Source organism: Antarcticibacterium flavum (assembly GCF_006159205.1).
Classification (GTDB): Bacteria; Bacteroidota; Bacteroidia; order Flavobacteriales; family Flavobacteriaceae; genus Gillisia; species Gillisia flava.
The window spans coordinates 1,748,630-1,772,172 of sequence record NZ_CP040812.1 but is presented as its reverse complement, the minus strand read 5'-3'; the positions used below and the strand labels follow the sequence as shown (position 1 = coordinate 1,772,172).

Annotated in this window: 21 protein-coding genes and 3 tRNA genes; 18 read left to right on the top strand and 6 right to left on the bottom strand. The window is 40.6% G+C overall.

What is annotated here, in order from left to right; genetic code table 11:
• The first annotated feature begins 59 nt into the window (after positions 1-59).
• From FHG64_RS07395 to FHG64_RS07370, 6 genes are all read left to right on the top strand, one after another.
• Complete coding sequence (locus FHG64_RS07395; protein ID WP_139065807.1) at positions 60-761, top strand: MotA/TolQ/ExbB proton channel family protein; 702 nt, start codon at positions 60-62, stop codon at positions 759-761.
• A gap of 1 nt (position 762) precedes the next feature.
• A complete protein-coding gene (locus tag FHG64_RS07390) occupies positions 763-1,155 on the top strand; it encodes an ExbD/TolR family protein (RefSeq protein ID WP_139065806.1) in 393 nt (130 codons plus the stop codon).
• A gap of 18 nt (positions 1,156-1,173) precedes the next feature.
• Positions 1,174-1,992 (top strand): energy transducer TonB, encoded by an 819-nt coding sequence (locus FHG64_RS07385; protein ID WP_139067921.1) that lies wholly within the window; start codon positions 1,174-1,176, stop codon positions 1,990-1,992.
• Between the two features lie 30 nt (positions 1,993-2,022).
• Positions 2,023-3,210: a bifunctional folylpolyglutamate synthase/dihydrofolate synthase gene (locus FHG64_RS07380; protein ID WP_246054365.1), complete on the top strand. Its 1,188-nt coding sequence runs from the start codon at positions 2,023-2,025 to the stop codon at positions 3,208-3,210.
• Between the two features lie 69 nt (positions 3,211-3,279).
• Positions 3,280-3,354, top strand: a tRNA-Val gene (locus tag FHG64_RS07375).
• A gap of 65 nt (positions 3,355-3,419) precedes the next feature.
• Positions 3,420-3,494: transfer RNA gene (locus FHG64_RS07370), tRNA-Val, on the top strand.
• Between the two features lie 325 nt (positions 3,495-3,819).
• On the opposite strand, the gene FHG64_RS07365 is transcribed toward FHG64_RS07370, so the two are convergent.
• Positions 3,820-5,106: an IS1380 family transposase gene (locus FHG64_RS07365; protein WP_394344210.1), complete on the bottom strand. Its 1,287-nt coding sequence runs from the start codon at positions 5,104-5,106 to the stop codon at positions 3,820-3,822.
• Between the two features lie 408 nt (positions 5,107-5,514).
• Between FHG64_RS07365 and FHG64_RS07360 the strand changes: the two genes are divergently transcribed.
• Positions 5,515-5,589: transfer RNA gene (locus tag FHG64_RS07360), tRNA-Val, on the top strand.
• A 936-nt stretch (positions 5,590-6,525) separates the two neighbouring features.
• On the opposite strand, the gene FHG64_RS07355 is transcribed toward FHG64_RS07360, so the two are convergent.
• Together FHG64_RS07355 and gldJ are read right to left on the bottom strand one after the other, a co-directional pair.
• Positions 6,526-7,815, bottom strand: a complete 1,290-nt coding sequence (locus tag FHG64_RS07355; RefSeq protein ID WP_139065804.1) for a UDP-N-acetylmuramoyl-tripeptide--D-alanyl-D-alanine ligase — start codon at positions 7,813-7,815, stop codon at positions 6,526-6,528.
• Positions 7,816-7,948: 133 nt separating this feature from the next.
• Positions 7,949-9,610: a gliding motility lipoprotein GldJ gene (gldJ, locus tag FHG64_RS07350; protein ID WP_139065803.1), complete on the bottom strand. Its 1,662-nt coding sequence runs from the start codon at positions 9,608-9,610 to the stop codon at positions 7,949-7,951.
• Positions 9,611-9,961: 351 nt separating this feature from the next.
• Here gldJ and porV point away from each other — a divergent pair, with 351 nt between their 5' ends.
• The 10 genes from porV (at position 9,962) to FHG64_RS07305 (ending at position 19,358) form a co-directional block, all read left to right on the top strand.
• Positions 9,962-11,119, top strand: coding sequence for a type IX secretion system outer membrane channel protein PorV (gene porV, locus FHG64_RS07345; protein ID WP_139065802.1), 1,158 nt, complete (start codon positions 9,962-9,964; stop codon positions 11,117-11,119).
• Between the two features lie 75 nt (positions 11,120-11,194).
• On the top strand, positions 11,195-11,677 hold the full coding sequence (cdd, locus tag FHG64_RS07340) for a cytidine deaminase (protein ID WP_139065801.1): 483 nt from the start codon (positions 11,195-11,197) through the stop codon (positions 11,675-11,677).
• Positions 11,678-11,785: 108 nt separating this feature from the next.
• Entirely contained in the window at positions 11,786-12,787 is a 1,002-nt protein-coding gene (gene pdhA, locus FHG64_RS07335; RefSeq protein WP_139065800.1) for a pyruvate dehydrogenase (acetyl-transferring) E1 component subunit alpha, read from the top strand.
• Positions 12,788-12,789: 2 nt separating this feature from the next.
• The gene (locus tag FHG64_RS07330) at positions 12,790-14,466 is read left to right on the top strand and encodes a pyruvate dehydrogenase complex dihydrolipoamide acetyltransferase (protein WP_139065799.1); all 1,677 of its coding nucleotides are present in this window, start codon (positions 12,790-12,792) and stop codon (positions 14,464-14,466) included.
• A 43-nt stretch (positions 14,467-14,509) separates the two neighbouring features.
• Complete coding sequence (locus tag FHG64_RS07325) at positions 14,510-15,526, top strand: M28 family metallopeptidase (protein ID WP_246054330.1); 1,017 nt, start codon at positions 14,510-14,512, stop codon at positions 15,524-15,526.
• The gene (locus tag FHG64_RS19980; protein ID WP_394344217.1) at positions 15,522-15,596 is read left to right on the top strand and encodes a hypothetical protein; all 75 of its coding nucleotides are present in this window, start codon (positions 15,522-15,524) and stop codon (positions 15,594-15,596) included. The genes FHG64_RS07325 and FHG64_RS19980 overlap by 5 nt, the downstream gene beginning before the upstream one ends.
• The gene (locus FHG64_RS07320) at positions 15,580-16,206 is read left to right on the top strand and encodes an SDR family NAD(P)-dependent oxidoreductase (protein ID WP_394344216.1); all 627 of its coding nucleotides are present in this window, start codon (positions 15,580-15,582) and stop codon (positions 16,204-16,206) included. Before FHG64_RS19980 ends, FHG64_RS07320 begins: the two co-directional genes overlap by 17 nt.
• A gap of 13 nt (positions 16,207-16,219) precedes the next feature.
• On the top strand, positions 16,220-16,819 hold the full coding sequence (locus FHG64_RS07315) for a SprT-like domain-containing protein (RefSeq protein WP_139065797.1): 600 nt from the start codon (positions 16,220-16,222) through the stop codon (positions 16,817-16,819).
• Between the two features lie 11 nt (positions 16,820-16,830).
• Positions 16,831-17,922: a mannose-1-phosphate guanylyltransferase gene (locus FHG64_RS07310; RefSeq protein ID WP_139065796.1), complete on the top strand. Its 1,092-nt coding sequence runs from the start codon at positions 16,831-16,833 to the stop codon at positions 17,920-17,922.
• A gap of 2 nt (positions 17,923-17,924) precedes the next feature.
• On the top strand, positions 17,925-19,358 hold the full coding sequence (locus FHG64_RS07305) for a DUF389 domain-containing protein (RefSeq protein ID WP_139065795.1): 1,434 nt from the start codon (positions 17,925-17,927) through the stop codon (positions 19,356-19,358).
• Here FHG64_RS07305 and FHG64_RS07300 read toward each other — a convergent pair whose 3' ends face one another.
• Together FHG64_RS07300 and FHG64_RS07295 are read right to left on the bottom strand one after the other, a co-directional pair.
• The gene (locus tag FHG64_RS07300) at positions 19,359-20,123 is read right to left on the bottom strand and encodes an ABC transporter ATP-binding protein (protein ID WP_139065794.1); all 765 of its coding nucleotides are present in this window, start codon (positions 20,121-20,123) and stop codon (positions 19,359-19,361) included.
• Positions 20,123-20,860, bottom strand: coding sequence for an MlaE family ABC transporter permease (locus tag FHG64_RS07295; RefSeq protein ID WP_139065793.1), 738 nt, complete (start codon positions 20,858-20,860; stop codon positions 20,123-20,125). The genes FHG64_RS07300 and FHG64_RS07295 overlap by 1 nt, the downstream gene beginning before the upstream one ends.
• Positions 20,861-20,976: 116 nt before the next feature.
• On the opposite strand from FHG64_RS07295, the gene pafA reads away from it, so the two are divergent.
• Positions 20,977-22,617 carry an alkaline phosphatase PafA gene (pafA, locus tag FHG64_RS07290; RefSeq protein WP_139067918.1) on the top strand — a complete coding sequence of 547 codons (1,641 nt, stop codon included), beginning with the start codon at positions 20,977-20,979 and terminating at the stop codon, positions 22,615-22,617.
• 6 nt (positions 22,618-22,623) lie between these two features.
• Here the strand turns inward: pafA and FHG64_RS07285 are convergent, their stop codons facing one another.
• Positions 22,624-23,472, bottom strand: a complete 849-nt coding sequence (locus tag FHG64_RS07285) for a glycosyltransferase family 2 protein (RefSeq protein ID WP_139065792.1) — start codon at positions 23,470-23,472, stop codon at positions 22,624-22,626.
• Between the last annotated feature and the right edge of the window lie 71 nt (positions 23,473-23,543).

Here is a 23,543-nt window from a genome sequence, read left to right as displayed (position 1 = left end):
AATTACCTTTACAATTAAAACCACAAACTCACGTTACATAACAAAACCTAAATTAATTTATGCTATACTTTTTTCAGCAAGATGACCTTGCCCAGGGAGCCCAAGAGGTGGAGCCGGTTGTAGAAGAGAAGACCCTCTCGTTATTTGATTTGATGTTAAGTGGTGGCCTGGGAGGCCAGATCATTATTGGTATATTGTTCATACTTCTTTTTGCGGCAGTATATATCTATTTTGAAAGGTTGTTTGCAATAAAAGCAGCAACAGAAGTAGATCAAAATTTCATGCTGCAAATAAAGGATAGCGTCCTCAATGGGAATATAGAATCGGCCAAGATTCGTTGTGCCCAAACCAATTCTCCCGTAGCCAGGCTTACTGAGAAAGGAATATCCAGGATAGGAAGTCCCCTGGAAGATATTAATACCGCTATTGAAAATGCCGGAAGGCTTGAAGTTTACAAGCTGGAGAAGAATGTAAGTATCCTGGCTACAATTGCTGGAGCTGCTCCAATGATTGGTTTCCTTGGAACTGTAATTGGTATGGTATTGGCATTCCATGAGCTGGCAACCAGTAGTGGGCAGGCAGAAATGGGATTACTTGCTGAAGGGATCTATACCGCGATGACCACCACAGTGGCAGGATTAATTGTGGGTATTATAGCATACATTGGCTATAACCACCTGGTGGTGAAGACAGATAAAGTGGTGCACCAAATGGAAGCTACAGCAGTAGATTTCTTAGACCTGTTAAACGAGCCTGCTTAATATGAACTTAAGAAGTAGAAATAAAATTAGTGCCGACTTTAGCATGAGTTCCATGACAGATATTGTATTCCTGTTATTGATCTTTTTCATGCTCACGTCGCCCGCGATTACTCCCGAGGCTTTGGACCTAATTTTACCAAAAGCAAAGGGAAAGACCACAACTGTTCAAAACATATCTGTAAGTATTACAAAGGATTTGCAGGTATATATAAATAATGAAAGGGTGAGCCAATCTGCCCTGGAAAGTACTTTAAAGGAAAGACTTGCAGGAGAAGATGATCCTACCATAATTTTAAGGGCTGAAGAAGGCGTGCCAATTGAAAGAGCCGTACAGGTAATGGATATTGCCAACAGGAACAGGTATAAGATCGTATTGGCTGTAAAGCCCGAATAATTGAAAACAATAAAGGAAGTGAGTTTTTTAAAAACCAAACACGAAAAGAAGTCTTTTACCATCACGGTAGTGCTACACGTGTTGCTTATTCTTTTATTGCTTTTTGTGGGGATGCAATATTTGGATCCACCACCAGAGAGAGGAATTGCTATAAACTTTGGAACATCAGATGTTGGTTCTGGCGATGTGCAACCTAATGAGCCGGTAAAAGCCGCGCCACAGCCTACTACCAGTCCCCAGGTTTCTCAACCTAAACCTGTTGTGGAGGAAGTGGTAACCCAGGAGACAGTAGATGCTCCTGTGGTCGAGAAGAAAGCAGAGAAAAAACCAGTGGTACAGGAGAAAGTGGCAGAACCAAAACCAGTTCCTCCTGCGCCAAAACCAGATCCAACTCCAGAGAAGTCTACTACAGATGCTTTAAGTAGTATTCTTAATGGGCCCCGCAGTGAAGGTACTGCAACAGGTGGTGAGGGAAATGATAATGTAGCCGGAGATAAGGGAAGCAGAGATGGGGATCCAAATGCCAGTGCTTACTATGGAAATGGCCTTGGCCTTGACGGTGATGGTAATTACAGGCTTGGTGGCAGGCGTGCATTAAATAAGGAAAAGTTCGTGCAGGATTGTAATGAATCTGGACTGGTAGTAGTACAAATAGAAGTGAATCAAAACGGACAGGTTACCAAGGCTACTCCGGGAGTAAAAGGCACAACCAACAGTTCTTCGTGCTTATTGGACCCTGCGAGGCGTGCTGCTCTCGCTACACGTTTCAACAGTGACGCAAATGCTCCTTCCAGGCAGGTAGGAACAATTATCTACAACTTCAAATTATCTGAATAAGTGCGGGATTACATTCAGACTGTTGAGTGGATGTTCCGCCAGTTGCCAATGTACCAGCGAATAGGAGCAGGTGCTTTCAAAAAGGACCTTACCAATACCCTGGAGCTTGCAACTCATCTAGGTGATCCCCACAAGAAATTCAAATCCATCCATGTAGCCGGTACCAATGGTAAAGGCTCCACAAGCCATATGATCGCCTCCATTCTACATGAGGCTGGTTTTAAGGTAGGACTTTATACCTCGCCGCATCTCAAAGATTTTAGAGAAAGGATCAAGATAAACGGCAGGGAGATACCTGAGGAAAACGTCATTGGTTTTATTGAAAAGAATCAAGGATTTTTAAGCTCTCATAAACTTTCATTTTTCGAGATGACCGTGGGAATGTCCTTTGATTATTTCGCCCGGGAGCAGGTCGATATTGCGGTTATAGAGGTAGGCCTGGGAGGAAGGCTGGATTCAACAAATATAATTACCCCAATACTTTCGGTGATTACTAATATTGGGCTGGATCACGTGGAAATGCTCGGGGGCACCCTTGCAGAAATTGCAGGAGAAAAAGCTGGAATCATTAAAGAAGGGATCCCGGTAGTGATAGGGGAGCGTAGTGAGGAAACCAGCCCGGTCTTTATTGCTACAGCTGCTCTTAATAATGCTGAGATCACTTTTGCTGAAGAGGAATTCATTGCAGATTATAACAGTGATTTAAAAGGAGATTACCAAAAAAAGAATATCCAGACTGTAATAACTGCCGTGAAGAAGCTGCAAAAGGACTGGAATATTTCAGAAGCTGACATTATAAATGGACTTCAAAAAGTAAAAGAAAATACCGGGCTTAGAGGCAGGTGGGATTTGATAGGGGAGCAGCCAAAGATAATTTGCGATACGGCCCATAATGCTGAAGGTTTACAATGGGTGATGAAACAGCTGCAGAAGGAGCAGTACGATCGTCTATTTATAGTACTTGGAGTCGTGAATGACAAGGACCTGGAAAAGATCCTTCCCCTGTTCCCAGTAGATGCTACTTATTTCTTTACCAGGCCAGATGTGCCACGTGGACTTGATGCTGAAATATTAAAGGAAAAAGCTACAAAGTTCTACCTGCGGGGGGAAGTAAGATCAACAGTCACAGAGGCTTTGAATGCAGCAAAGAATGAGGCAGGAAAAAGCGATCTAATTTACGTTGGAGGTAGTACTTTTACTGTGGCAGAAATAATTTAATTTTTTCTGAAAATATGTTTGCTGAAAAGAAAAAGTCCTCTATATTTGCATCCGCAATCAAGCGATAGCGGGCAATTAGCTCAGTTGGTTCAGAGCACCTCGTTTACACCGAGGGGGTCGGGGGTTCGAATCCCTCATTGCCCACCGCAGGCTTCCTGTATCCGGGAAGCCTTTTTTAATGAAAAATCCCTTTCTTTTTAAAGAAAAAAGGGCAATTAGCTCAGTTGGTTCAGAGCACCTCGTTTACACCGAGGGGGTCGGGGGTTCGAATCCCTCATTGCCCACGAAAGGCTTCCTAACAAAGGGAGCCTTTTTTTATACCTGAATTTTTTTATACGTGAATTTTTGGGTCGGGGATTCCCCGATGGCTCCTAAAATCCGCATCTCTCTTTAAAATTGATCTTTTTTATAGGTTCATAATAAAAATGTTTTCCATTATTTTGTTTCCGAGGAATTATCCAGGCACATTTTATTTTTTATTATTGAGATGTTTACTATTTGAGGTTTGAAAAGCTAATTTTTTTGAATTAAGACAATAATAGCTCATCCCTGGTGTAGGATTATTTTTGCAGATATTAGATTTCCTTTCTACTCTTTCTGTTGTTGTTACTATGTTTGATAATGGTTGTATGAATAAATCCTTAATTTGAGTTGGCGGCTTTGTTTGATCCATTTAGCAGGTAATATGATAAATCTGAAAATGAATTTTTTCATCCTATAAGTGGGTTTTAGATACCTGTTCGTTTTAGAAAAATGCTGGATTATCTTATTGTAGAGATTCCGGCATATTGCCGTAAAGTATAAGAAGACAAGATTTTTGTTCAAGGATGAGAAAGGCATATTGTTCCAACCAAAATCATTTTTAAGTATATCAAACTGGCGCTCCATATTTCCTCTTTGGTTGTAAAACGCTGCAACACCTTTGGTATCCAGATCAAAATCATTTGTTATTATGGCTCTATAATCATAAATATCTTGAGTAATCAAGTCTATCTGCCTATCTTTTTTTGGTTTTCTTTTTACAACGAGTCTATATGTTTGTGCCTTATTTGATGGGGACTGTCGTTTAAAGGGGGTTATCTCAATAGATCCTACTTCCATGGTCCCATCTTCACACTTCATTTCTTCCCACTGGCCAACTTGGGAAAAATATTTTTCAACATAGCTGTTCCTGCATCCTATGTAAAAATTATCAACCTTACTTTGTAAGAAGGAAATGACATCATATTGGTATGATGCCGCATCGGCTCTGAAATTATGGACTTTTTTGATCTTTTGGGAATCCAATAAATCAAATACTCTTTTAAGGGTGTCTAGCTGAAAAGATTTTGCATCCGAGTTTCCGTTCCGGTTTTCAATATATAGGATGTTCTCTTCATTTATGGTACATACTCCGGGCTGATATCCATAATTCCTTTTATACGTCATCTTACTATCTTCCTTTTCATTGAAAATAATCGTGTTGTCGTAATCAATAGTAAGCTTGTCAGACTTAAAAACTCCAAGCTTTTTAAGAATATCTATATTCAGACTTTCTAATTTTGAGTTTGTACAATATTGATGAGTTACAACACCTCGCTTGGTTTTACAAGATTGAGTTTGCTCGGAAAGTTGAGATAGTCTTCTTAAAACAGTGTCAGGACTTGCTAGTTTTACAAAAGGATTATTAGTGAAATGGGGTTTCAAATGTGCTTGTAAATCTTCGATATAATCTCCTCCACAGAGGTAGACTGTTTTCAAAGAATAGAAAATGTCTTTCCAGGAATATTTACTTTGATTGACCATTGGAGGAAGCCTGTCATTACAAATTTGATCGATGTTCATCTTGTTCAAATAGTCAAAAACAAAATTTGCTCCTCCGAAAGCGGAGATCGGATTGGATTTTATTATCTTCACGGCTGTAGTATTGTGCAACACTAATTTAAGTGAATATTACGTAGCTGCAAAGCCCCATTAAATAAGGTTTTGCAGCTTTTTTATTATAAGACTTACGGATTTTAGGGGCTATCGGGGCTCATTGCTCGCCTACAAAAAATTATTCGGATTTTAGCGGAATACGTCGACTGGTTACTTTAGTACCGCTGAAAAGAAAGCCGGTTCTGTGAGGTTGGAACGTGGGAGTAAGATAAATTTCCTGGTTTGATGAATCGCTGTAGGATGAGAATCCTTATAATTTGTAGTTTACAACTGCGGGGACTTATCATGTGGTGTCAATGAGGTAAAGTCATTATGGAAAATTATTTCCCATTTATGGCTGTTAGGCTTAACTATTGACGATAATTTTAATATCTTCGATCCTAAATAGGGTGATTAGCTCAGTTGGTTCAGAGCACTACCTCGACAAGGTAGGGGTCACTGGTTCGAACCCAGTATCACCCACTTTACAAAAGCTTCCTCTGTGGGAAGCTTTTTTCTCTTCTAATGGTTTGTAATAAGGGATTTTACCTGTTCTTTTTAGCGGACTTGCCTCTTTCTTCCTGAAATTATAATTTTCCAGCTCTTGCAATCTGATGGATATTCAGATAAGAAATAGTAAATCTAAATTGAATTTTTTCCGATTAGAATTTCAAAATTATTCTGAAACCTTTCTGTAAATTGGAGGAAAGCGAATCGACATCAATCCTAAGTTTTAGATCATTGTTGTCCGATTAATATAATGTGAATTTCTGTTTAGCCTTGCTTTAGATAGGCGAAGGTTCTATCAACCTTAACATGGGGGTGGTTTTATATCTAAAATAGTTTAGGAAAACACATACTTTTTAGCATTGGGTAAAGCGCTGTTCTATTGATGTAGATTTTAGTCCAGGTTCTATATTCTAGCAGCGGAAGCGGTCCAGACTCTTAAGCTGTAAAACAATAAATTTTGGATCTGGAAGATCCCCGGGATTCTTAAATTATCAGGTAGATGGTCAAAGGCCCTTTTTCCAGGAAACATCATTGAATGTTTAGGTTTTAGGTTCTGGCAATGGCAGGGACACTTTTAAAGCGGGAAAAATTGAAATAAGCCCTGGAATTCATGTGTCTTAAAACCAAATTAGAAGCCTATCAATTTTTAGGAAAATTTATAGTTAAATCATTCGTATTAGTTATTTCTTTCCTAAAGTATAGGCCATCAGCCTTCTGTGTCTTCCTCCATTGAAAAAGCTTCTATATATTTGGTTAAGCAAAATCAGAAAGGTTGTAAACTATCAATTTGATTTTGAATAAAGCTTCTAAAATTTCTTTGGGGTAATTTTGGAAATATATCAAATGGACGGTGGGGGCCGTCCATTTGTTTTTATATTCTCATTCATTTTCTACAGGACGTACGACAAGCTACCTGTTTTTTAAGATGCTTTCGACCCGCTCTAAAGCCATTCCTCTCGAGCCTTTAATTAAAATAAATGCACCCTCTGGAATGTTTTCTTCGAGAGCCCTTTTTAGCTCCTCAAAATTTCGAAATCTTCTTATTTTCTTTTCATCGGTATTGGTCTGAGAAAAATTCTCGCCGGTAAGCAGTATAGTGGAGAAATTTGACTTTTCAAGATAGTTCACAATCTCCTGGTGTTCCATTGCGGCGTCTTTCCCAAGTTCAAACATATCCCCAAGTATTACTACTTTATTCGGCGCTTTAGACCTGGAGAAGCTCTCCAAAGCAGCTTTCATACTTGTAGGATTTGCGTTATAGGCATCCATAAGGAGAGTGTTATCTCCTGCTTTTATTATTTGCGAGCGATTATTTTTAGGAGAATAATCCAGAATGGCTTTCCTGATATTTTCTTCAGGTATCTCAAAATATTTGCCAATACATATTGCGGCTGCAATATTTACTGCATTATAACTCCCTGTGAGGGAACTTTGATAATTCTCACCTTCACTTTTCACTGCGGCTGTTTCCCTGTGCATCTCATAGGATACTTTTACATTTGCAGCAGGATTTTCGCCAAATGAATAATTGGGGGAATAGTTAAGATGTTTCTTTTGAACCTTGTCATCGGCATTTAAAAACAGATGTTTTCCATGTGTCTTTATATGATCATATAATTCACTTTTAGCTGTGACCACCCCCTCCAGGCTTCCAAAACCTTCAAGGTGTGCCTTTCCAAAATTGGTGATGTAACCATAGTCTGGAAGCGCTATTTCACACAGTCTTTGGATCTCCCCATGATGATTTGCCCCCATTTCAATTATGCCAAATTCTGTGGTGGGCTTCAGGGAGAGTAATGTGAGGGGGACACCAATATGGTTATTTAAGTTTCCCGGGGTGGCTATGGTCTCGAATTTTTTTCTGAGGACGGCATAGATCAATTCCTTGCTCGTGGTTTTTCCATTGCTTCCAGTTATGGCCAGTAGGGGAAGCCCAAGGTTGGTTCTATGGTACGTAGCAAGGTCCTGTAGCGTTTGCAGCACATTTTTAACTATAACATAGCGGTCATCTTTTGCAAATTCCTCCTGATCTATGATGGCGTATGAGGCGCCTTTTTTTAGAGCCTGCCAGGCAAAGGTGTTACCGTTGAAATTATCCCCCTTAAGAGCAAAAAAGATCTGATTGGTACGTATGCTTCTGGTATCTGTAGCTATTCCTTCGCTTTCAAGAAAAAGCTGGTAGAGTTGGTCGATTTTCATGACCTAAAAATAGGAAAAAAAGAAACGGTTTAAAAAGTGGTTTCGCTTTTAAAAAAGGTTTTTTTGAACCTTTAATCGCTGAGGAAATCAGCTCACGAAAACTTTTTAAACCGTCTTTTTTTAAGCCTGAAATCTAATTTCTGGCCGATTTATTTTTGTCTTTGGATTTTGATCCTACCCTTGACATGGCGTTTCTAAATCCAATATAATCTGTGGCCATATCCTGTGGGAAATATCTTCTTTGTGCAGGGTCCAGCCAGTATGCCCTGTCTCTCCAGGAACCTCCTTTGTAAACCCTAACTTCATCACTTATTAAGGTAGTACGCTTTGCAGCATCGTAATTAGGCCTTACACCACCTGTAACAGTATCTTCAACCACCCCATATTGAGGAGAGTTGTACATCCTGCGGTTTGGACTGTCTACATCCTGAAACGGCTCGAAATAACGTGTTGAACTTTTGTCCCCATCTCTGAAATTACGGTTGTCACTGGAGTCAAAATTAGTTCTCATATAAGTGTCAGACTCAGTTATCGGGTCCTGTGCTATTTGTCCCGGTAATGCACGGGCAACGATCCTTCCGCTACTAAGAGTGTCGAATTGTATTTCATTAGGAGTTACTATTTTGACTGATCCGTCCTCGTTTATGGCATTCTTGGTATAGACGTTTCCGCGGAAATAATTAAAGTCATTGAATTCGTCATCAACTATAGGTCGGTAAACATCGGCAACCCATTCGGCCACATTCCCGGCCATATCATATAGACCGAAATCATTTGGTTCGTAGGATTTAACTTCAGCAGTAATATCTGCACCATCATCGCTCCAACCTGCGATCCCGCCGTAATCTCCTGCTCCCTGCTTAAAGTTGGCAAGCTGGTCTCCCATTCTTCGTGGATCCCCAGATCTCGTATACTGGCCATCCCACGGATATTTCTTTCTACCTCTATAAACGTTATAGCTTCTTATACTGGACATTCCCAGTGCTGCATATTCCCATTCGGCTTCTGTAGGTAGTCGATATTCAGGAGTTAGCACTCCGTCTTTACGCTGTACATAAATATTTCTTGCTTCCCCTCCATCTACGGGGGTGGTGCCGTAATTATCTGCTTTATTTCCACCACGAAGTAATTCTTCATTCCCGCCATAAGTTTGGCTTGGTGCATTTAGATAGGTGTCTGTATCAAAAGTTGTTTCAGCATCTACATTAAATCTTGCTCCCTGCTGTGTGATCCCTTCTTTCTCTAGAATTAGTTCGTTCACACGGTTGGTCCTCCATTTGCTGAATTCTACTGCCTGTATCCAGTTAACTCCAACTACAGGGTAATTGGCATATGCCGGGTGGCGCAGGTAGTTCATCACCATGGTTTCATTGAAACCAAGACGGTTTCTCCACACAAGGGTATCTGGTACTGCACCATTATATATATTACGGTAATTTTCTTCGCTGGGAGGGAAGACACTCTTTAACCAGTCCAGGTATTCCATGTACATAAGATTGGTAACCTCTGTCTCATCCATGTAAAAGGATTGCACGTGCTGCTGTGTAGGAGTATTGTTCCAGTCATGCATAACATCATCCTGAACACGACCCATAGTAAAAGTACCGCCTTCTATAAAAACAAGCCCTGGGGCGGTTTCCTGCTCCTTATAGTCGGTTTTGTACTGGAAGCCTCCATCCTTGGAATTTATATCCCAGCCGGTTGCCCGTGAGCTGTCCTTCTTGGAGTTACAGCTAAAAAGACTTACGCCAATGGCGATAGTGAAAAGTGTTTTAAAGGCTACATTAGTCCTCATATTCTTGTTCTCTTTATGTAGTAATTTAGGCCTTGCAATATAGTAATTAACGGCAAAAGTACAAGATTATTTCATATCATTCAAAAACCGCTAATTACCTAATATTCTTGATGCTGTATTAGGAGGATATATGTAAAGGTTATGGTTAAAATTCTATTTACTTAGTGCAGCTATTGTTTAAAATTATTATAATTTCTTCGCAGGCTGTTATAAATGCAATATTATTGTAATTCTTTAGTTATTAATTATTCAAGGAATTAGAAGTGGTTTTGAGCTATTCCCTGACAAAATTTGCAGCAGGCCCAACGCTTAAAAGAATAATATTATATTTGTTTAACACTAATTGATGTGATGAAAAAAATTACAATGCTGGTGCTGGGATTTGTCCTTTTGTCAAATAACAGCCTTTATTCACAAGAGGAGAGAGACAGGGTAATTACCACAGCTGTTCCATTTTTGATCATTGCAGCCGATGCCCGTGCAGCCGGAATGGGTGACCAGGGGATCGCAACTTCTGCCGATGCTTTCTCACAACAGTGGAACCCTGCAAAATATGCCTTTATCAACAGTCAGCAGGGAGTGGGCGTATCATATACCCCTTATTTAAGCAATATTGTAAATGATATTTTCCTTGGAAACCTCACATATTTTAATCGTCTTGATGAGCGAAGTGCTGTAGCGGCAAGTTTAAGGTATTTTAGCCTTGGTTCAATTGAGACCCAGGGAGGCTTTGAAGAAGAGCCATTGCTTTTAAGCCCAAATGAAATGACGCTGGACCTTTCGTATTCCTTGAGGTTGAGTGACAATTTTTCTATGGCAGTGGCGGGGCGATATTTACGGTCTGATTTAAAATTGGCTGTGAACAGTGAAGATGCAACTGCTGCCTCTACTTTTGGGGTTGATGTTGCTGCTTTCTACCAAAGCCAGTCTATAGTCTTTTCAAATTTTGACGGAAGATTTCGTGCAGGTGCGAATATTTCCAACATAGGACCTAAAATAAAATATGATGATGTGGGGCAGGAAAATTTTATTCCTACCAATTTAAAAACAGGAGCAGGCTTTGATTTTATTTTTGATGCAGACAACCGCCTGGGTACTTATGTAGAATTCAATAAACTGCTGGTTCCTACTCCAAGGGATTTTAACAATGATGGGGTGATAGATAGTGCAGATGAAGAGGTGTACAATAATATAGGAGCTATTGAAGGGATCTTTAAATCTTTTGGGGATGCTCCGGGAGGTTTTAGTGAAGAGTTAAGAGAGGTTACCTGGGCTCTTGGCGCAGAGTATGTGTTTAGGGAAGCGTTCTCCTTACGGACAGGATATTTTAACGAGAGTGATACTAAGGGTTCCAGGAAGTTCTTTGCTCTTGGGGCCGGATTTAAATATGCGCCGGTACTCATCGATATTTCCTATTTGTTTTCTACCTCCAGGGTGGTGAGCCCGTTGGAAGGCACTCTTCGATTTGGGCTTACTTTTAATTTTGGTGAGCAGTATGCAGATAATTGATCCTGCCAGTCAATATATTTTTATACAGGTTTCCTGTGAATTCGAACAGCTGCCTTGCGTTCTAAAGACAAATAAATGAAGTCATTGATAATCACATCCACCCTGGATGTTTATGAGAATTTTGATGAGCTGCCAAATGATGTGCAGCAATTAATGGAACGGGCATTCGAAGCCCGGGACCAGGCATATGCTCCCTATTCCAACTTTAAAGTAGGAGCAGCTATACTTCTTGATAACGAAGAGGTAGTCATTGGTAGCAACCAGGAAAATGCCTCTTATCCTTCGGGTCTCTGTGCAGAGCGTACAGCTATATTCTATGCCGGGGCCAAATATCCTGAGGCAAAAATTAGAAGAATGGCCCTTTCTGCCAGATCCCTAAATCATCGTACTGTCACTCCAATCCCGCCATGTGGTGCTTGCCGGCAATCTATTGCAGAGTATGAAGTGAAGCAGGAGCAGCCAATTGAGATCTTCTTTATGGGGGAAACAGGAAAAGTTGTGAGGTCTGGCTCCCTTAAAGAATTGTTGCCCTTGATCTTCGATAATAGCTACCTATAACGATTTCGTGTTTTTTTAGTATGAAAACTGTTTTCCATTCTTATTGAAAATAGTATTTTTGTTATCCGCCAGACAAACTCCACTGTTTGGCCTTAAATTAATTTGTAGATGAAGAAAATTACCAAAGCCACCTATTTGAAGTGGTACGAGGATATGCTATTCTGGCGTAAATTTGAGGATAAACTTGCTCAGGTTTACATTCAGCAAAAAGTTAGAGGGTTCCTGCACTTATATAATGGACAGGAAGCTATTTTGGCCGGTTCTTTACACGCGATGGATCTTACCAAGGATAAAATGATCACGGCCTACAGGAATCACGTACAGCCTATTGGTATGGGAGTAGATCCCAGAAAGGTGATGGCTGAACTTTATGGTAAGGGTACCGGTACTTCACAGGGTCTTGGTGGGTCTATGCACATCTTTTCCAAGGAACACCGTTTCTATGGTGGACACGGGATCGTGGGAGGGCAAATTCCTCTTGGGGCCGGGCTTGCATTTGCAGATAAATATTTTAAAAGAGATGCGGTAACCCTCACCTTTTTAGGAGATGGGGCTGCCAGGCAGGGGTCTCTTCACGAAACCCTGAATATGGCCGTTAAGTGGGACCTACCGGTGGTGTTTTGTGTTGAAAACAATGGGTACGCGATGGGAACATCTGTTGCCCGTACTTCAAAAAGTACCGAAATATGGAAACTTGGAAATGGTTATGAGATGCCTTGTGGGCCGGTAGATGCCATGAATCCTGTTAAGGTGGCAGAGGCTATGGATGAGGCTATCACCAGGGCCCGTAAAGGAGAGGGGCCTACTTTCCTGGAGCTTAAAACCTATAGATACCGTGGTCACTCAATGAGTGATGCGCAACAATACCGTACAAAAGAAGAAGTTGCAGAATACCAGAAGGTAGATCCAATCACACAGGTTCTTGAGGTGATCAAGGAGAAGAAATATGCGACAGAAAAGGAGATCAAGGAAATTGACAAGAGAGTAAAGAAACTTGTTAACGAATGCGAGAAGTTTGCTGAAGAATCTGATTATCCGGCCAAAAACGTAATGTACGACACTGTTTATGAACAGAAGGATTATCCCTTTTTATCACATAAAGTAGAATAATTATGGCAGAAGTAATCAAGATGCCGCGTTTGAGCGACACGATGGAAGAAGGTGTTGTTGCAAAATGGCTTAAAAGTGTAGGTGATAAAGTTGAAGAAGGCGATATTCTTGCTGAAATAGAGACCGATAAAGCTACTATGGAATTTGAATCCTTCTATGAAGGTACATTGCTTCATATAGGAATTGAAGAAGGAGAGACAGCGCCTGTAGATAATCTTCTGGCTATTATTGGTGAGGAAGGAGAGGATATTTCCGGTTTGATAAGTGGTGGAGGAGATTCTACTGCGAAAGAGGAAAAGAAGGATCCTTCTGAAAAATCTGATTCTTCTGAAAATGAAGAGGAGGAGACAGAAAGCAGTGATTCTTCTGATGAAACATCGGGTGAGATCCCCGAAGGAGTAGAGGTGATCAAAATGCCTCGTTTGAGTGATACCATGGAAGAAGGAACAGTTGCTTCCTGGCTCAAAAAAGAAGGTGATAAAGTTGAAGAAGGCGATATTCTTGCTGAAATAGAGACCGATAAGGCTACAATGGAATTCGAATCCTTTTATGAAGGAACCCTTCTAAAGATTGGAATACAGGAAGGTGAAACTGCCAAAGTAGACAGTCTTCTTGCTATCATTGGTCCTGAAGGAACAGATGTTTCAGGAATTGGAACTGGTGATGGTTCTAAAAAAGCTAAAGGCGGAGATTCCAAAAAAGAATCTAAAAAGGAAGAATCAAAAACTGCTACTGAAGATTCTTCTTCAGAAAAATCTGCGCAGGCATCAGATGGAACCCGCATCTTTGCGTCACCTCTTGCTAAGAGGATGGCAGAAGATAAAGGCATAGACCTCTCGCAGGTAAAGGGATCTGGAGAGAATGGAAGAATTGTAAAGAAGGATATCGAGTCTTATAAGCCTTCAGAAAAAGCAGCACCTGCAAAAGAAGAGACGGCAAGAGCTGAAGCTCCTAAAGAAGAAGCTGCAGCTGTAAAACCATACGTACCTGCAGGGGAGGAAAGTTTTGAAGAGATCAAGAACTCTCAAATGCGTAAAACTATTGCCAAGCGCCTTGGAGAATCTAAATTCACAGCTCCACATTACTATCTTACCATTGAGGTAAATATGGAGGTGGCAATGGCATCCAGGAAACAGATCAACGAGTTGCCAGATGTGAAAGTTTCTTTCAATGATATGGTGATCAAAGCGAGTGCAATGGCGCTTCGCAAGCATCCAAGGGTCAATTCCCAATGGACCGGGGATTCTACAAAAATTGCGAAGCATATCCATATGGGTGTGGCAGTAGCAGTAGATGAAGGGCTGGTAGTTCCGGTATTACGATATGCAGACCAGATGTCAATGACACAAATAGGAGCAAATGTAAAAGATCTTGCTGGTAAGGCGCGTAATAAGAAACTGCAGCCACAGGAGATGGAAGGAAGTACTTTTACAGTTTCCAATCTTGGTATGTTCGGGATCACAGAATTTACCAGTATTATCAATCAGCCAAACTCAGCTATCCTTTCTGTAGGAGCTATTGTTGAGAAGCCGGTTGTTAAGAATGGTCAAATTGTAGTAGGGAATACGATGAAAGTCACCCTGGCTTGCGACCATAGGACCGTAGACGGTGCTACCGGGGCAGCATTCCTGCAAACTTTAAAGAGTTACCTGGAAAACCCGGTGACAATGCTGGCATAAAATAATCTGGCATTTTGAATAAAAATCACTAAATCCCGCATTTATGCGGGATTTTCTTATCTTTAGCTATATGACAAATTTCTTTTCTAAAACATTCCTACTTCTGGCCTTAGCAGCTGTTTCGGCCTGTAATTTGAGCCAGAAATCGACTCAGGAAAAAAATAATACAAATACGGCCAGTCTTACTGCATCTTATGAGATCACCCCTTCCGCAGTGAAGGAGAAACTTGATTACCTGGCATCCAATGAACTGCAGGGACGTGCAACCGGTAGTGAAGGTATAGAGAAAGCAGCAGCTTACATCGAAGATAATTTTAAGAAATGGCGTGTAGAACCATATTTTGAAACCTACCGCGACTCTTTTGTGGTAAAGGAGTTAACAGGGTATAATATCGTAGGATATCTTGAAGGTGAAGATGAAGATTTAAAAAATGAATTTATTATCCTGGGAGCTCATTATGATCATATTGGTTATGGCAAAAAAGTGGACGGAGATTCTATAGCGAATGGGGCAAATGATAATGCCGCGGGTACGGTAGCTGTTATGGAGCTTGCCAAATATTTTGGAGAGACCAAAACCAACGGCAGGAGTATACTCTTTATCCTTTTTTCTGCGGAGGAAATGGGCCTTGTAGGAGCAAGGGAAATAGCCTCCAGGCTTAAGGAAGAGGAGCTTGATCTTTATGCAATGGTGAATTTTGAAATGATAGGGGTTCCAATGAAAGACAGGGATTACCTCGGTTATTTAACCGGTTTCGAGGACTCAAATATGGCTGAAAAGTTCAATGAATATTCAGGAGAAGAAGTCCTGGGTTTTTTGCCGGAAGCCAAGCAGTTTAATCTATTTCGACGCAGTGATAATTACCCTTTTTACGAAGAATTCAAGGTCCCTGCGCAAACTATAAGCACCTTTGACTTTACCAACTATGAGTTCTATCATCACGTAGGGGATGAGGCAGAAAAAATGGATGTAGATCATATGGCAAATCTTATTGAAGCTGTGATCCCGGGGATTACCAAAATGACTAATACTCCCACCAGGGAGATTAAAATGAATTAAACATGAAGCAGGTAGTAATTACAGGTACCAGCCGGGGCATTGGGCTGGAACTGGTGAAATTATTTTCTAAAAATGGACATGAGGTTCTTGCTTTATCCAGAATTGCAGAAGTAGTTGATGGGTTTAAACTACCGGGAGTAACATCCATTGGCTGTGATATCACAAATGAGGATGATCTTGCCCGTGTGAAGGAAAGATTATCGGAAAAAGGGAAGGTCGATATTCTTATTAATAATGCAGGTGCTATTATTAATAAGTCTTTTGCTGAAACAACAGTTGATGAGTTCAGAAATGTGTATGACACCAATGTTTTTGGAGTAGTGGGCTTGATACAGCTGTTACTGCCTTTAATGAATAAGGAGTCTCACGTGATAAATGTGAGCAGTATGGGAGGTGTGCAGGGGAGTATGAAATTTGCCGGGCTCGCCGCCTACAGTTCAAGCAAAGGAGCTCTTATTACTTTAACTGAACTGCTGGCTGAAGAATATAAAGAAACCGGCCCTTCGTTTAATGTACTGGCACTTGGTGCTGTTCAAACAGAAATGCTGGAAGAAGCCTTCCCGGGATATAAGGCACCCCTTTCTGCGCTCCAAATGGCTGAATATATCATGGATTTTAGCCTTACAGGTAATAAATATTATAATGGCAAGATCCTGCAGGTATCCAGCAGCACACCTTAGACCACAGTAAGGAATGAACAAGATCCTAGAAAAGTACCTTCCAAGCCATGCTGTCCCCTCTGTTTTTAGTTTAATAGAGGAAAACAGGATACATTTAAAGATCGTAAATGAAAGGGTTACAAGGCATGGAGATTATCGCCGGACCCAGGATGGGGGACATCAAATTACCGTTAATTCAAATCTAAATAAATACAGGTTTCTCATTACCACTATTCATGAAATTGCACACTTGGTAGCATTTGAAAGGTTTGGGTATAACATTAAACCACATGGGAGGGAATGGAAGTTCACATTTCAACAATTAATGCTGCCCTTTATTAGACCGGAGATCTTTCCCGTGCAATTATTACCTTTAATTGCAAAACATTTTAAAAATCCAAGGGCAAGCAGTGATACCGATGCGCATCTCTCTGTGGCCTTAAAAAAATTTGATCCCGAGAACGATAAAAATTATATTTTTGAGCTGCCTGCAGGTGGGTCTTTTAGAATTTATAATGGTAAAATCTTCAGGAAAGGTCCTAAAAGGAGAAAGTTATATGAGTGTATGGAGGTTTCCACAGGGAAGATATACCTTTTTCAGCCTAATGCCCAGGTGGAACTTCTAATGGGTTAAGAAATAGCACGATGAATAAACATAATCTAAATTATTTTGCGGTTATTATGGCAGGTGGGGTAGGTTCCAGGTTTTGGCCTGTAAGCAAAGCCAAATATCCCAAACAATTCCATGACATGATGGGGGTTGGTGAGACTCTTATCCAACTCACCTATAATCGAATTTCGACCATTGTACCACCTCAAAATATTCTTATCCTAACCAATGAGGCATATAAGGATCTTGTGAAGGAACAATTACCAAAGATCAAGGACGAACAAATTGTACTGGAGCCGGCTATGAGAAATACGGCACCCTGTATTCTTCTCGCGGCACTAAAAATAAAAAAACAGAATCCCGATGGCGTGATGCTGGTGGCGCCAAGTGATCATTGGATAAATGATAAGGAAGCTTTTGTGCAGGATATTCATACGGCTTTTGAAGAAGCGGCGAAAACGGATATTTTAATTACCCTGGGTATAAAACCAACCAATCCCAATACTGGTTTTGGTTATATAAAGTTTGATGAGGAGGATGAGAATTTTCACATTAAAAAGGTTTCCAGTTTTACCGAAAAACCTACCCTGCGGAATGCGAAAAAATACCTTGAGGAGGGGAATTACCTTTGGAATGCCGGTATTTTTATTTGGAAGGCTGCTGTCATAGCTGAAGCATTTTCAACCTACCGGGAAGAGATGTTTAAACTATTTGATAAGGGGAATGACACACTCAACTCTTCAAAGGAAGAAGCTTTTATAAAAGAGATTTATCCTGAAGCTCAAAACATCTCTATAGATTACGCTATACTGGAAAAATCAAATAAAGTATTCGTAATCCCGGCCGGCTTCGACTGGGATGATCTTGGGACATGGGGTGCTTTGTACAATCAATTGGGAAAGGACGAAGATAAAAATGTGGTAATCAATGCACACCTGCTGCCGAATGAATCTGGTAAGAATATTATCTATACCCACTCCCATAAAGTGGTGGTTCTGGATGGCCTGGAGGATTATATTATCGTAGACGATAAGGATGTGCTTTTAATTGTGCCGAGGGAAAAGGAGCAGGAAATAAAAGAAATAAGAATGAAGGTGCTTGAGAAGTACGGGAATAACCTGGAATAGGAATGGAGAATCAAGACAATATTGGGAGTAACCCTCCCCCACAAGAGAATGAATTGGAATTTGGCCGTGCCAAGGGAATATGGAATAGCATCAAGGTTTTTCTTTCAGAATTACTGGATATTCGTGGAGATACAGATAGGGAGACCACGGTTGAGTCTATAAAAAAGGATATTTCCTTTAAAGGGCACAACGCTTGGATCCTCGTATTCTCAATCTTTGTGGCCTCTATTGGCTTAAATGTAAGTAGTACGGCTGTTGTAATTGGAGCGATGTTAATTTCTCCCCTTATGGGACCCATTGTGGGCGTAGGCCTCTCTGTTGCTATCAATGATGTGGATACTTTGAAGAAAAGCTTTATTAACCTTGGCGTTATGGTGGGGTTAAGTGTGCTCACGGCTTTTATCTATTTCCTTGTATCTCCCGTGAAAGAAGAAACACCGGAGCTTATTGCAAGAACTTATCCCACCATTCTGGATGTGCTTATAGCAATTTTTGGTGGCCTGGCGCTTATTGTTGCCAAAACAAAAAGAGGAACTATTGCAAGTGTGATCTTTGGGGTGGCGATTGCTACAGCTCTTATGCCCCCACTTTGCACAGTAGGATATGGCCTGGCAATTGGGAATGGGGCATACGCACTTGGTGCACTTTATTTATTCTCCATAAATGCAGTTTTTATAGCCCTTTCTACTTTCGTTGTTTCAAAACTTCTTGGTTTTCCATTAGTGAAATATGCCAATAGCAAACGCAGGAAGCGTACTGCACAAATTGCTTCTACTATTGCAATTATTGTGATCATTCCCAGTGTGATCTTATTTGTAAATCTCTTGCGAAAACAGGTTTTTGAGACAAAGGCAGGAGAATTCCTTTCCCAAACGGTTCAATTTAGCGGTGCAGAAAAATTGAGATCCACTATAAACTATCAAAATCGGGAAATTGAAGTTTTTATGATAGGGGCTCAGGTCCCGCAGGCAACCATAGAAACCTGGAGAACCCAAATGGGAGATGTGGAGGCTTTAAAGGAGGCAAGGTTGGTAGTAAGGCAGGGAGAGCAGCAAACAGGTGATATTGCTGCTCTTTCGTCACAGGTGCGAAGTGGTATTCTTGAGGATCTTTATGTTCGTAACCAGGAGGTGATCGAAAATAAAGATGCCAGAATTGCCTTACTTGAAAATGAATTACTAAAGTATCAAAAAGGGGATTTTTCTTTTAGAGAACTTAGCCGGGAGATCAAAGCCAACTATGAGAATGTGGAGAATCTTAGTTATGCAAATATGATCACGACCAATTTTGACAGGATTGATACCATACCAACTTTCAATGTAACCTGGAAAAGGAACGTGCCATCAAGGGCAAGAACTGCAGATGCTGAACGTATGCAGAACTGGCTTAACATACGCTTAAAGCTTGATACCCTGGCGGTGAGATCTCAAAATTGATTACAGCCCTTGCCGCTGGGCGTCCCGTACTTTCTTAAAAAGATCTGATGAATAAACAAAATCTGTCACTGTTTTATCATCGGTCTTAAAAATTTGATCTTTGTCGCCTTTCCAGGCAAGTACGCCATCTTTTAGAAAAGCGATATTTTCTCCAATTTCCAGCAGGGAATTCATATCGTGAGTAATTACCACTGTAGTAATATTGTACTCTACGGTAAGCTCGTGAATGAGATTATCTATGATTGTAGCCGTATGAGGATCAAGTCCTGAATTGGGTTCATCGCAAAATAGATATTTTGGTTTGTTTACGATTGCCCGTGCAATGGCAACCCTTTTTTGCATTCCCCCACTTATCTCTGCGGGATATTTTTTGCCCGCATCTTCCAGGTTAACCCTTTCCAGTACTTCCTGGACCCGGTCCTGCAGATCTTTCTTTTTCTTTTTAGTGAACATTCTTAAAGGGAACATAACATTCTCTTCAACCGTCATAGAATCAAACAAAGCACCACCCTGAAAGAGCATTCCTATTTCTTTTCTTAACTCTCTTTTTTCCTCATCTGTAAACTCAGAAAATTTCTCGCCATCATATTCAATTGATCCTTTTTCCGGTTTAAAGATCCCCAGCATACATTTAAGCAGCACACTCTTTCCTGAACCCGATTGACCAATGACCAGGTTTGTCTTACCTGTTTCAAAAACAAAATCAATTCCTTTTAATACCTGTTGGTCCTCAAAGCCTTTATGTAAATTCTTGATCTCTATCATTAGCTTAAAAGTAATTGAGTCACTATGTAATTGGTAATGATTATTACTACGCTCGTCCACACGAAAGAGGTGGTACTGGCCTTACCTACTTCCAAAGAACCCCCGGTCATATAATACCCATGGAATGCCGGGATGGTAGCCAGGATTATAGCAAAAAGGAATGTTTTGAAAAAAGCATAGAATAACTGGTAGCCTACAAAATCCTCCTGAAGCCCCGTAATAAAAACGTCCGATCCCACGAAGCCGCCAAGTACGGCAGAGGCGTATGCACCGGCGATACCAAGGAACATGGAAATTGCGATCACAAAAGGATAGGTAAGCATTGCTATGATCTTTGGGAGTACGAGATAATTAAGAGAATTAATTCCCATTACCTCCAGGGCATCTATTTGCTCTGTCACCCTCATTGAGCCAATACTTGAAGTAATAAATGATCCTACTTTACCAGCCATAATGATAGAGATAAAAGTGGGAGAAAACTCAAGTATGATTGATTGTCTTGCTGCAAAAGCGATCAAAGACTTTGGGATAAGCGGGTTGTTTAAGTTAAGAGCCGTTTGGAGGGCGACCACACCTCCAATAAAGAAAGACAAGAAAGCAACAATGCCCAGGGATCCCAGGATAAGCTGGTCTATCTCCTTAAATATCAATTCCTTTAAAACAGATCGTTTGGTCATGCGGCCAAACACTCCCTGAAGCATAATAAAGTATTGTCCAATTGAATGCAGGTAACTCATTAAGGAATTTTTGTAAAGCTAAAATAGTAATTTTAAGTCGGAAAGTATTTAACTAAGAATTAATCTTTAAACCTGTGGATTTACTATTTTTGAAGCTTATGAAAGATATAATCAATATGAAAAATTTAATGCCGTTATTATTTATTTTCCTGTTTATTTTTCCTCTACAGGCACAAGATGATAACAACCTCATTTCCCATTCTCAAAAACCAAAATTGATTGTTGGAATAGTAGTAGACCAAATGCGTTACGATTATCTCACCAGGTTTTGGGATAAATATGAAGAGGGTGGATTTAAGCGCCTGGTAAGAAATGGTTTTAATTTTCGCAATGCCCATTTTAATTATATTCCAACTTATACAGGCCCTGGGCATGCTTCAGTCTATACCGGCACCGGTCCTCAAAATCACGGGATCATAGGGAATGACTGGTACAATAAGTTTGAGGAACGACAGGTATATTGTGCCGGTGATGATAATGCCTTACCCGTGGGGACTACTTCCAGCGCAGGGAAAATGTCCCCTCACCGCATGATGGTTACCACGGTGGCAGATGAAAACAGATTATTCACTCAAATGCGTGGCAAAACTATAGGGATTGCCTTGAAAGACAGAGGGGCAATTTTGCCGGCGGGACATACAGCAAATGCCGCCTACTGGTTTCACGGGAGTAACGAAGGAAAGTGGATCACCAGTGATTATTATATGCAAAAATTACCTCAATGGGTAACCTCCTTCAATAATTCGGGAAAGGTCAAATCCTATATGAAGACCTGGAATACTCTTAAGGATATAGATTCCTATACTGAAAGCGGACCAGATCAAACAACATTTGAAGGTGGCTACAGTGGCAGGTCTACTTTTCCTTATGACCTTAATGAACTTGCATCAAAGGAAAGACCTTATGAACTTCTTAAAGTTACCCCATATGGGAATTCTATAACTACAGATTTTGCGATTGCAGCTTTGGACGGCGAAGAACTTGGGCGGGATGAAGATACAGATTTTCTTACCTTAAGTTATTCCAGTACAGATTATGTTGGGCATAACTTTGGAGTAAATTCCAAGGAGGTGCAGGATACTTATTTAAGGCTTGACCAGGAACTGGGAAGACTCCTGAGGGCTCTAGATGAGAAAGTGGGTAAGGGGAATTATACCGTGTTCCTCACATCAGATCACGGCGGGGTTGATGTTCCTTCATACCTGAGTTCTGTAAAAATTCCAGCAGGCTATTTTGACCATACTATTTTTGAGGAAGAATTAAGATCTTTTGTAAGTGAGAACTTTGATGGTGCAGAGATCATTAAATATATTTATAATTATCAGGTGTTTTTTGATTATGAAGTTCTCAGGGAAAAGGGCCTTGCAGCAAATGAGGTAGAAGTTACTTTGGCTCATTACCTGCTACAATATCCACAAATCAATAATGTGTACACCAGGACACAGTTGCAAAGCGGTTCATTTACAACAGGCACTGCAGCACTTATTCAAAATGGTTATAACCAAAAGCGAAGTGGTGATGTTATTTTCGTGCTGAAACCTTCTGTAATAACTTATTCAAAGACGGGCTCAACACACGGTAGCGGATTTAGCTATGACACCCACGCACCTCTCATTTTCTTCGGCAACGGGATAAAACGGGGCAGCTCAAGCGCACGGGCTGAGATCATAGATATAGCTCCTACCATTTCAGCTTTATTAGGGATCTCTTTTCCTAATGGGAATACTGGGAGGCCATTAGTAGAAATACTTGACTAAAGAGGTTTAAAAGACCTTTTTAAGCATTTTTTTCCATCTTAAGTTCCGTATGAAGCGGCCTTCTTCTGAAGTAACCAGAAAGGGCTGCTTTTCTTTTTTAGCTTTAAAAAATCCTATTAGGTAATCTTGTAATAAAGCAGGCTTTCCCTTTTTCAGAGAAAGTTTAGTTGATGCTATGGCGGTAATCAAGAATCCATACCGAAGCCTGTAGAAAGCAGCTCCCTGTTTATATTTTGCAGCTTTATTGTAATTACCACCGGTCGCTTTGAGGTGTTTTACCAGAAGGTCCTCAATTGTTACAACCTTCCACCCGTGGAATTGGGCCAGTAACTCATCAACAGTGTCCCATCCCATAGCCGGTTTTAGTTTTCCTATATCCTGAAAACATTCTTTTCTATAAGCTTTTAAAGCTCCTCTTATGTGATCTTTCGAGGTTAGGTTTTCAAGTTTCCAGTTCCCGTTTTCTTCAACCGTGCAAAAGCCGCCGGCCATACCTACTGCGGGATCCTCTGAAAAATAGTGAGTGATTTTTTCAAGGTAATTTACCGGAAAAATAAGGTCGGCGTCAAACTTACAAATGATATCATAGTTCTCATCCAGGCTTTCCAATCCCTTACAAAAGGCATTCACAACTTTGCTGCCGGGAAGGTGTTCCCCTTTAGTAGTCGTGGAAAGTACTGTGATAAAATCATAATTTTCAGCATAGGAAGCTGCTGTTTCATGTGTCCCATCTGTAGACTGGTCATCAACTACAACGATCTTCGTAGGTAAAACGCTTTGGTTTATTAACGAATCAAGAGTCTGGCCAATGAAAGCTTCTTCATTATGTGCAGGAATGACTATGTAGATCCTCACAGGTGCTAAATTGTTTTAAGGCTAAAATACAATATTAAGCAGGTATACAGTAAAACAAGATTGGATATATG

Excerpts from the sequence above, each read along its gene's own strand:
- pafA (WP_139067918.1), top strand. The coding sequence starts at position 20,977 with ATGAAAAATTTAATGCCGTTATTATTTATTTTCCTGTTTATTTTTCCT.
- cdd (WP_139065801.1), top strand. The coding sequence starts at position 11,195 with ATGAAGTCATTGATAATCACATCCACCCTGGATGTTTATGAGAATTTT.
- FHG64_RS07325 (WP_246054330.1), top strand. The coding sequence starts at position 14,510 with ATGCGGGATTTTCTTATCTTTAGCTATATGACAAATTTCTTTTCTAAA.
- FHG64_RS07330 (WP_139065799.1), top strand. The coding sequence starts at position 12,790 with ATGGCAGAAGTAATCAAGATGCCGCGTTTGAGCGACACGATGGAAGAA.
- FHG64_RS07295 (WP_139065793.1), bottom strand. The coding sequence starts at position 20,860 with ATGAGTTACCTGCATTCAATTGGACAATACTTTATTATGCTTCAGGGA.
- FHG64_RS07315 (WP_139065797.1), top strand. The coding sequence starts at position 16,220 with ATGAACAAGATCCTAGAAAAGTACCTTCCAAGCCATGCTGTCCCCTCT.
- FHG64_RS07355 (WP_139065804.1), bottom strand. The coding sequence starts at position 7,815 with ATGAAAATCGACCAACTCTACCAGCTTTTTCTTGAAAGCGAAGGAATA.
- FHG64_RS07305 (WP_139065795.1), top strand. The coding sequence starts at position 17,925 with ATGGAGAATCAAGACAATATTGGGAGTAACCCTCCCCCACAAGAGAAT.
- FHG64_RS07300 (WP_139065794.1), bottom strand. The coding sequence starts at position 20,123 with ATGATAGAGATCAAGAATTTACATAAAGGCTTTGAGGACCAACAGGTA.
- porV (WP_139065802.1), top strand. The coding sequence starts at position 9,962 with ATGAAAAAAATTACAATGCTGGTGCTGGGATTTGTCCTTTTGTCAAAT.
- FHG64_RS07310 (WP_139065796.1), top strand. The coding sequence starts at position 16,831 with ATGAATAAACATAATCTAAATTATTTTGCGGTTATTATGGCAGGTGGG.
- FHG64_RS07395 (WP_139065807.1), top strand. The coding sequence starts at position 60 with ATGCTATACTTTTTTCAGCAAGATGACCTTGCCCAGGGAGCCCAAGAG.
- pdhA (WP_139065800.1), top strand. The coding sequence starts at position 11,786 with ATGAAGAAAATTACCAAAGCCACCTATTTGAAGTGGTACGAGGATATG.
- gldJ (WP_139065803.1), bottom strand. The coding sequence starts at position 9,610 with ATGAGGACTAATGTAGCCTTTAAAACACTTTTCACTATCGCCATTGGC.
- FHG64_RS07390 (WP_139065806.1), top strand. The coding sequence starts at position 763 with ATGAACTTAAGAAGTAGAAATAAAATTAGTGCCGACTTTAGCATGAGT.
- FHG64_RS07380 (WP_246054365.1), top strand. The coding sequence starts at position 2,023 with ATGTTCCGCCAGTTGCCAATGTACCAGCGAATAGGAGCAGGTGCTTTC.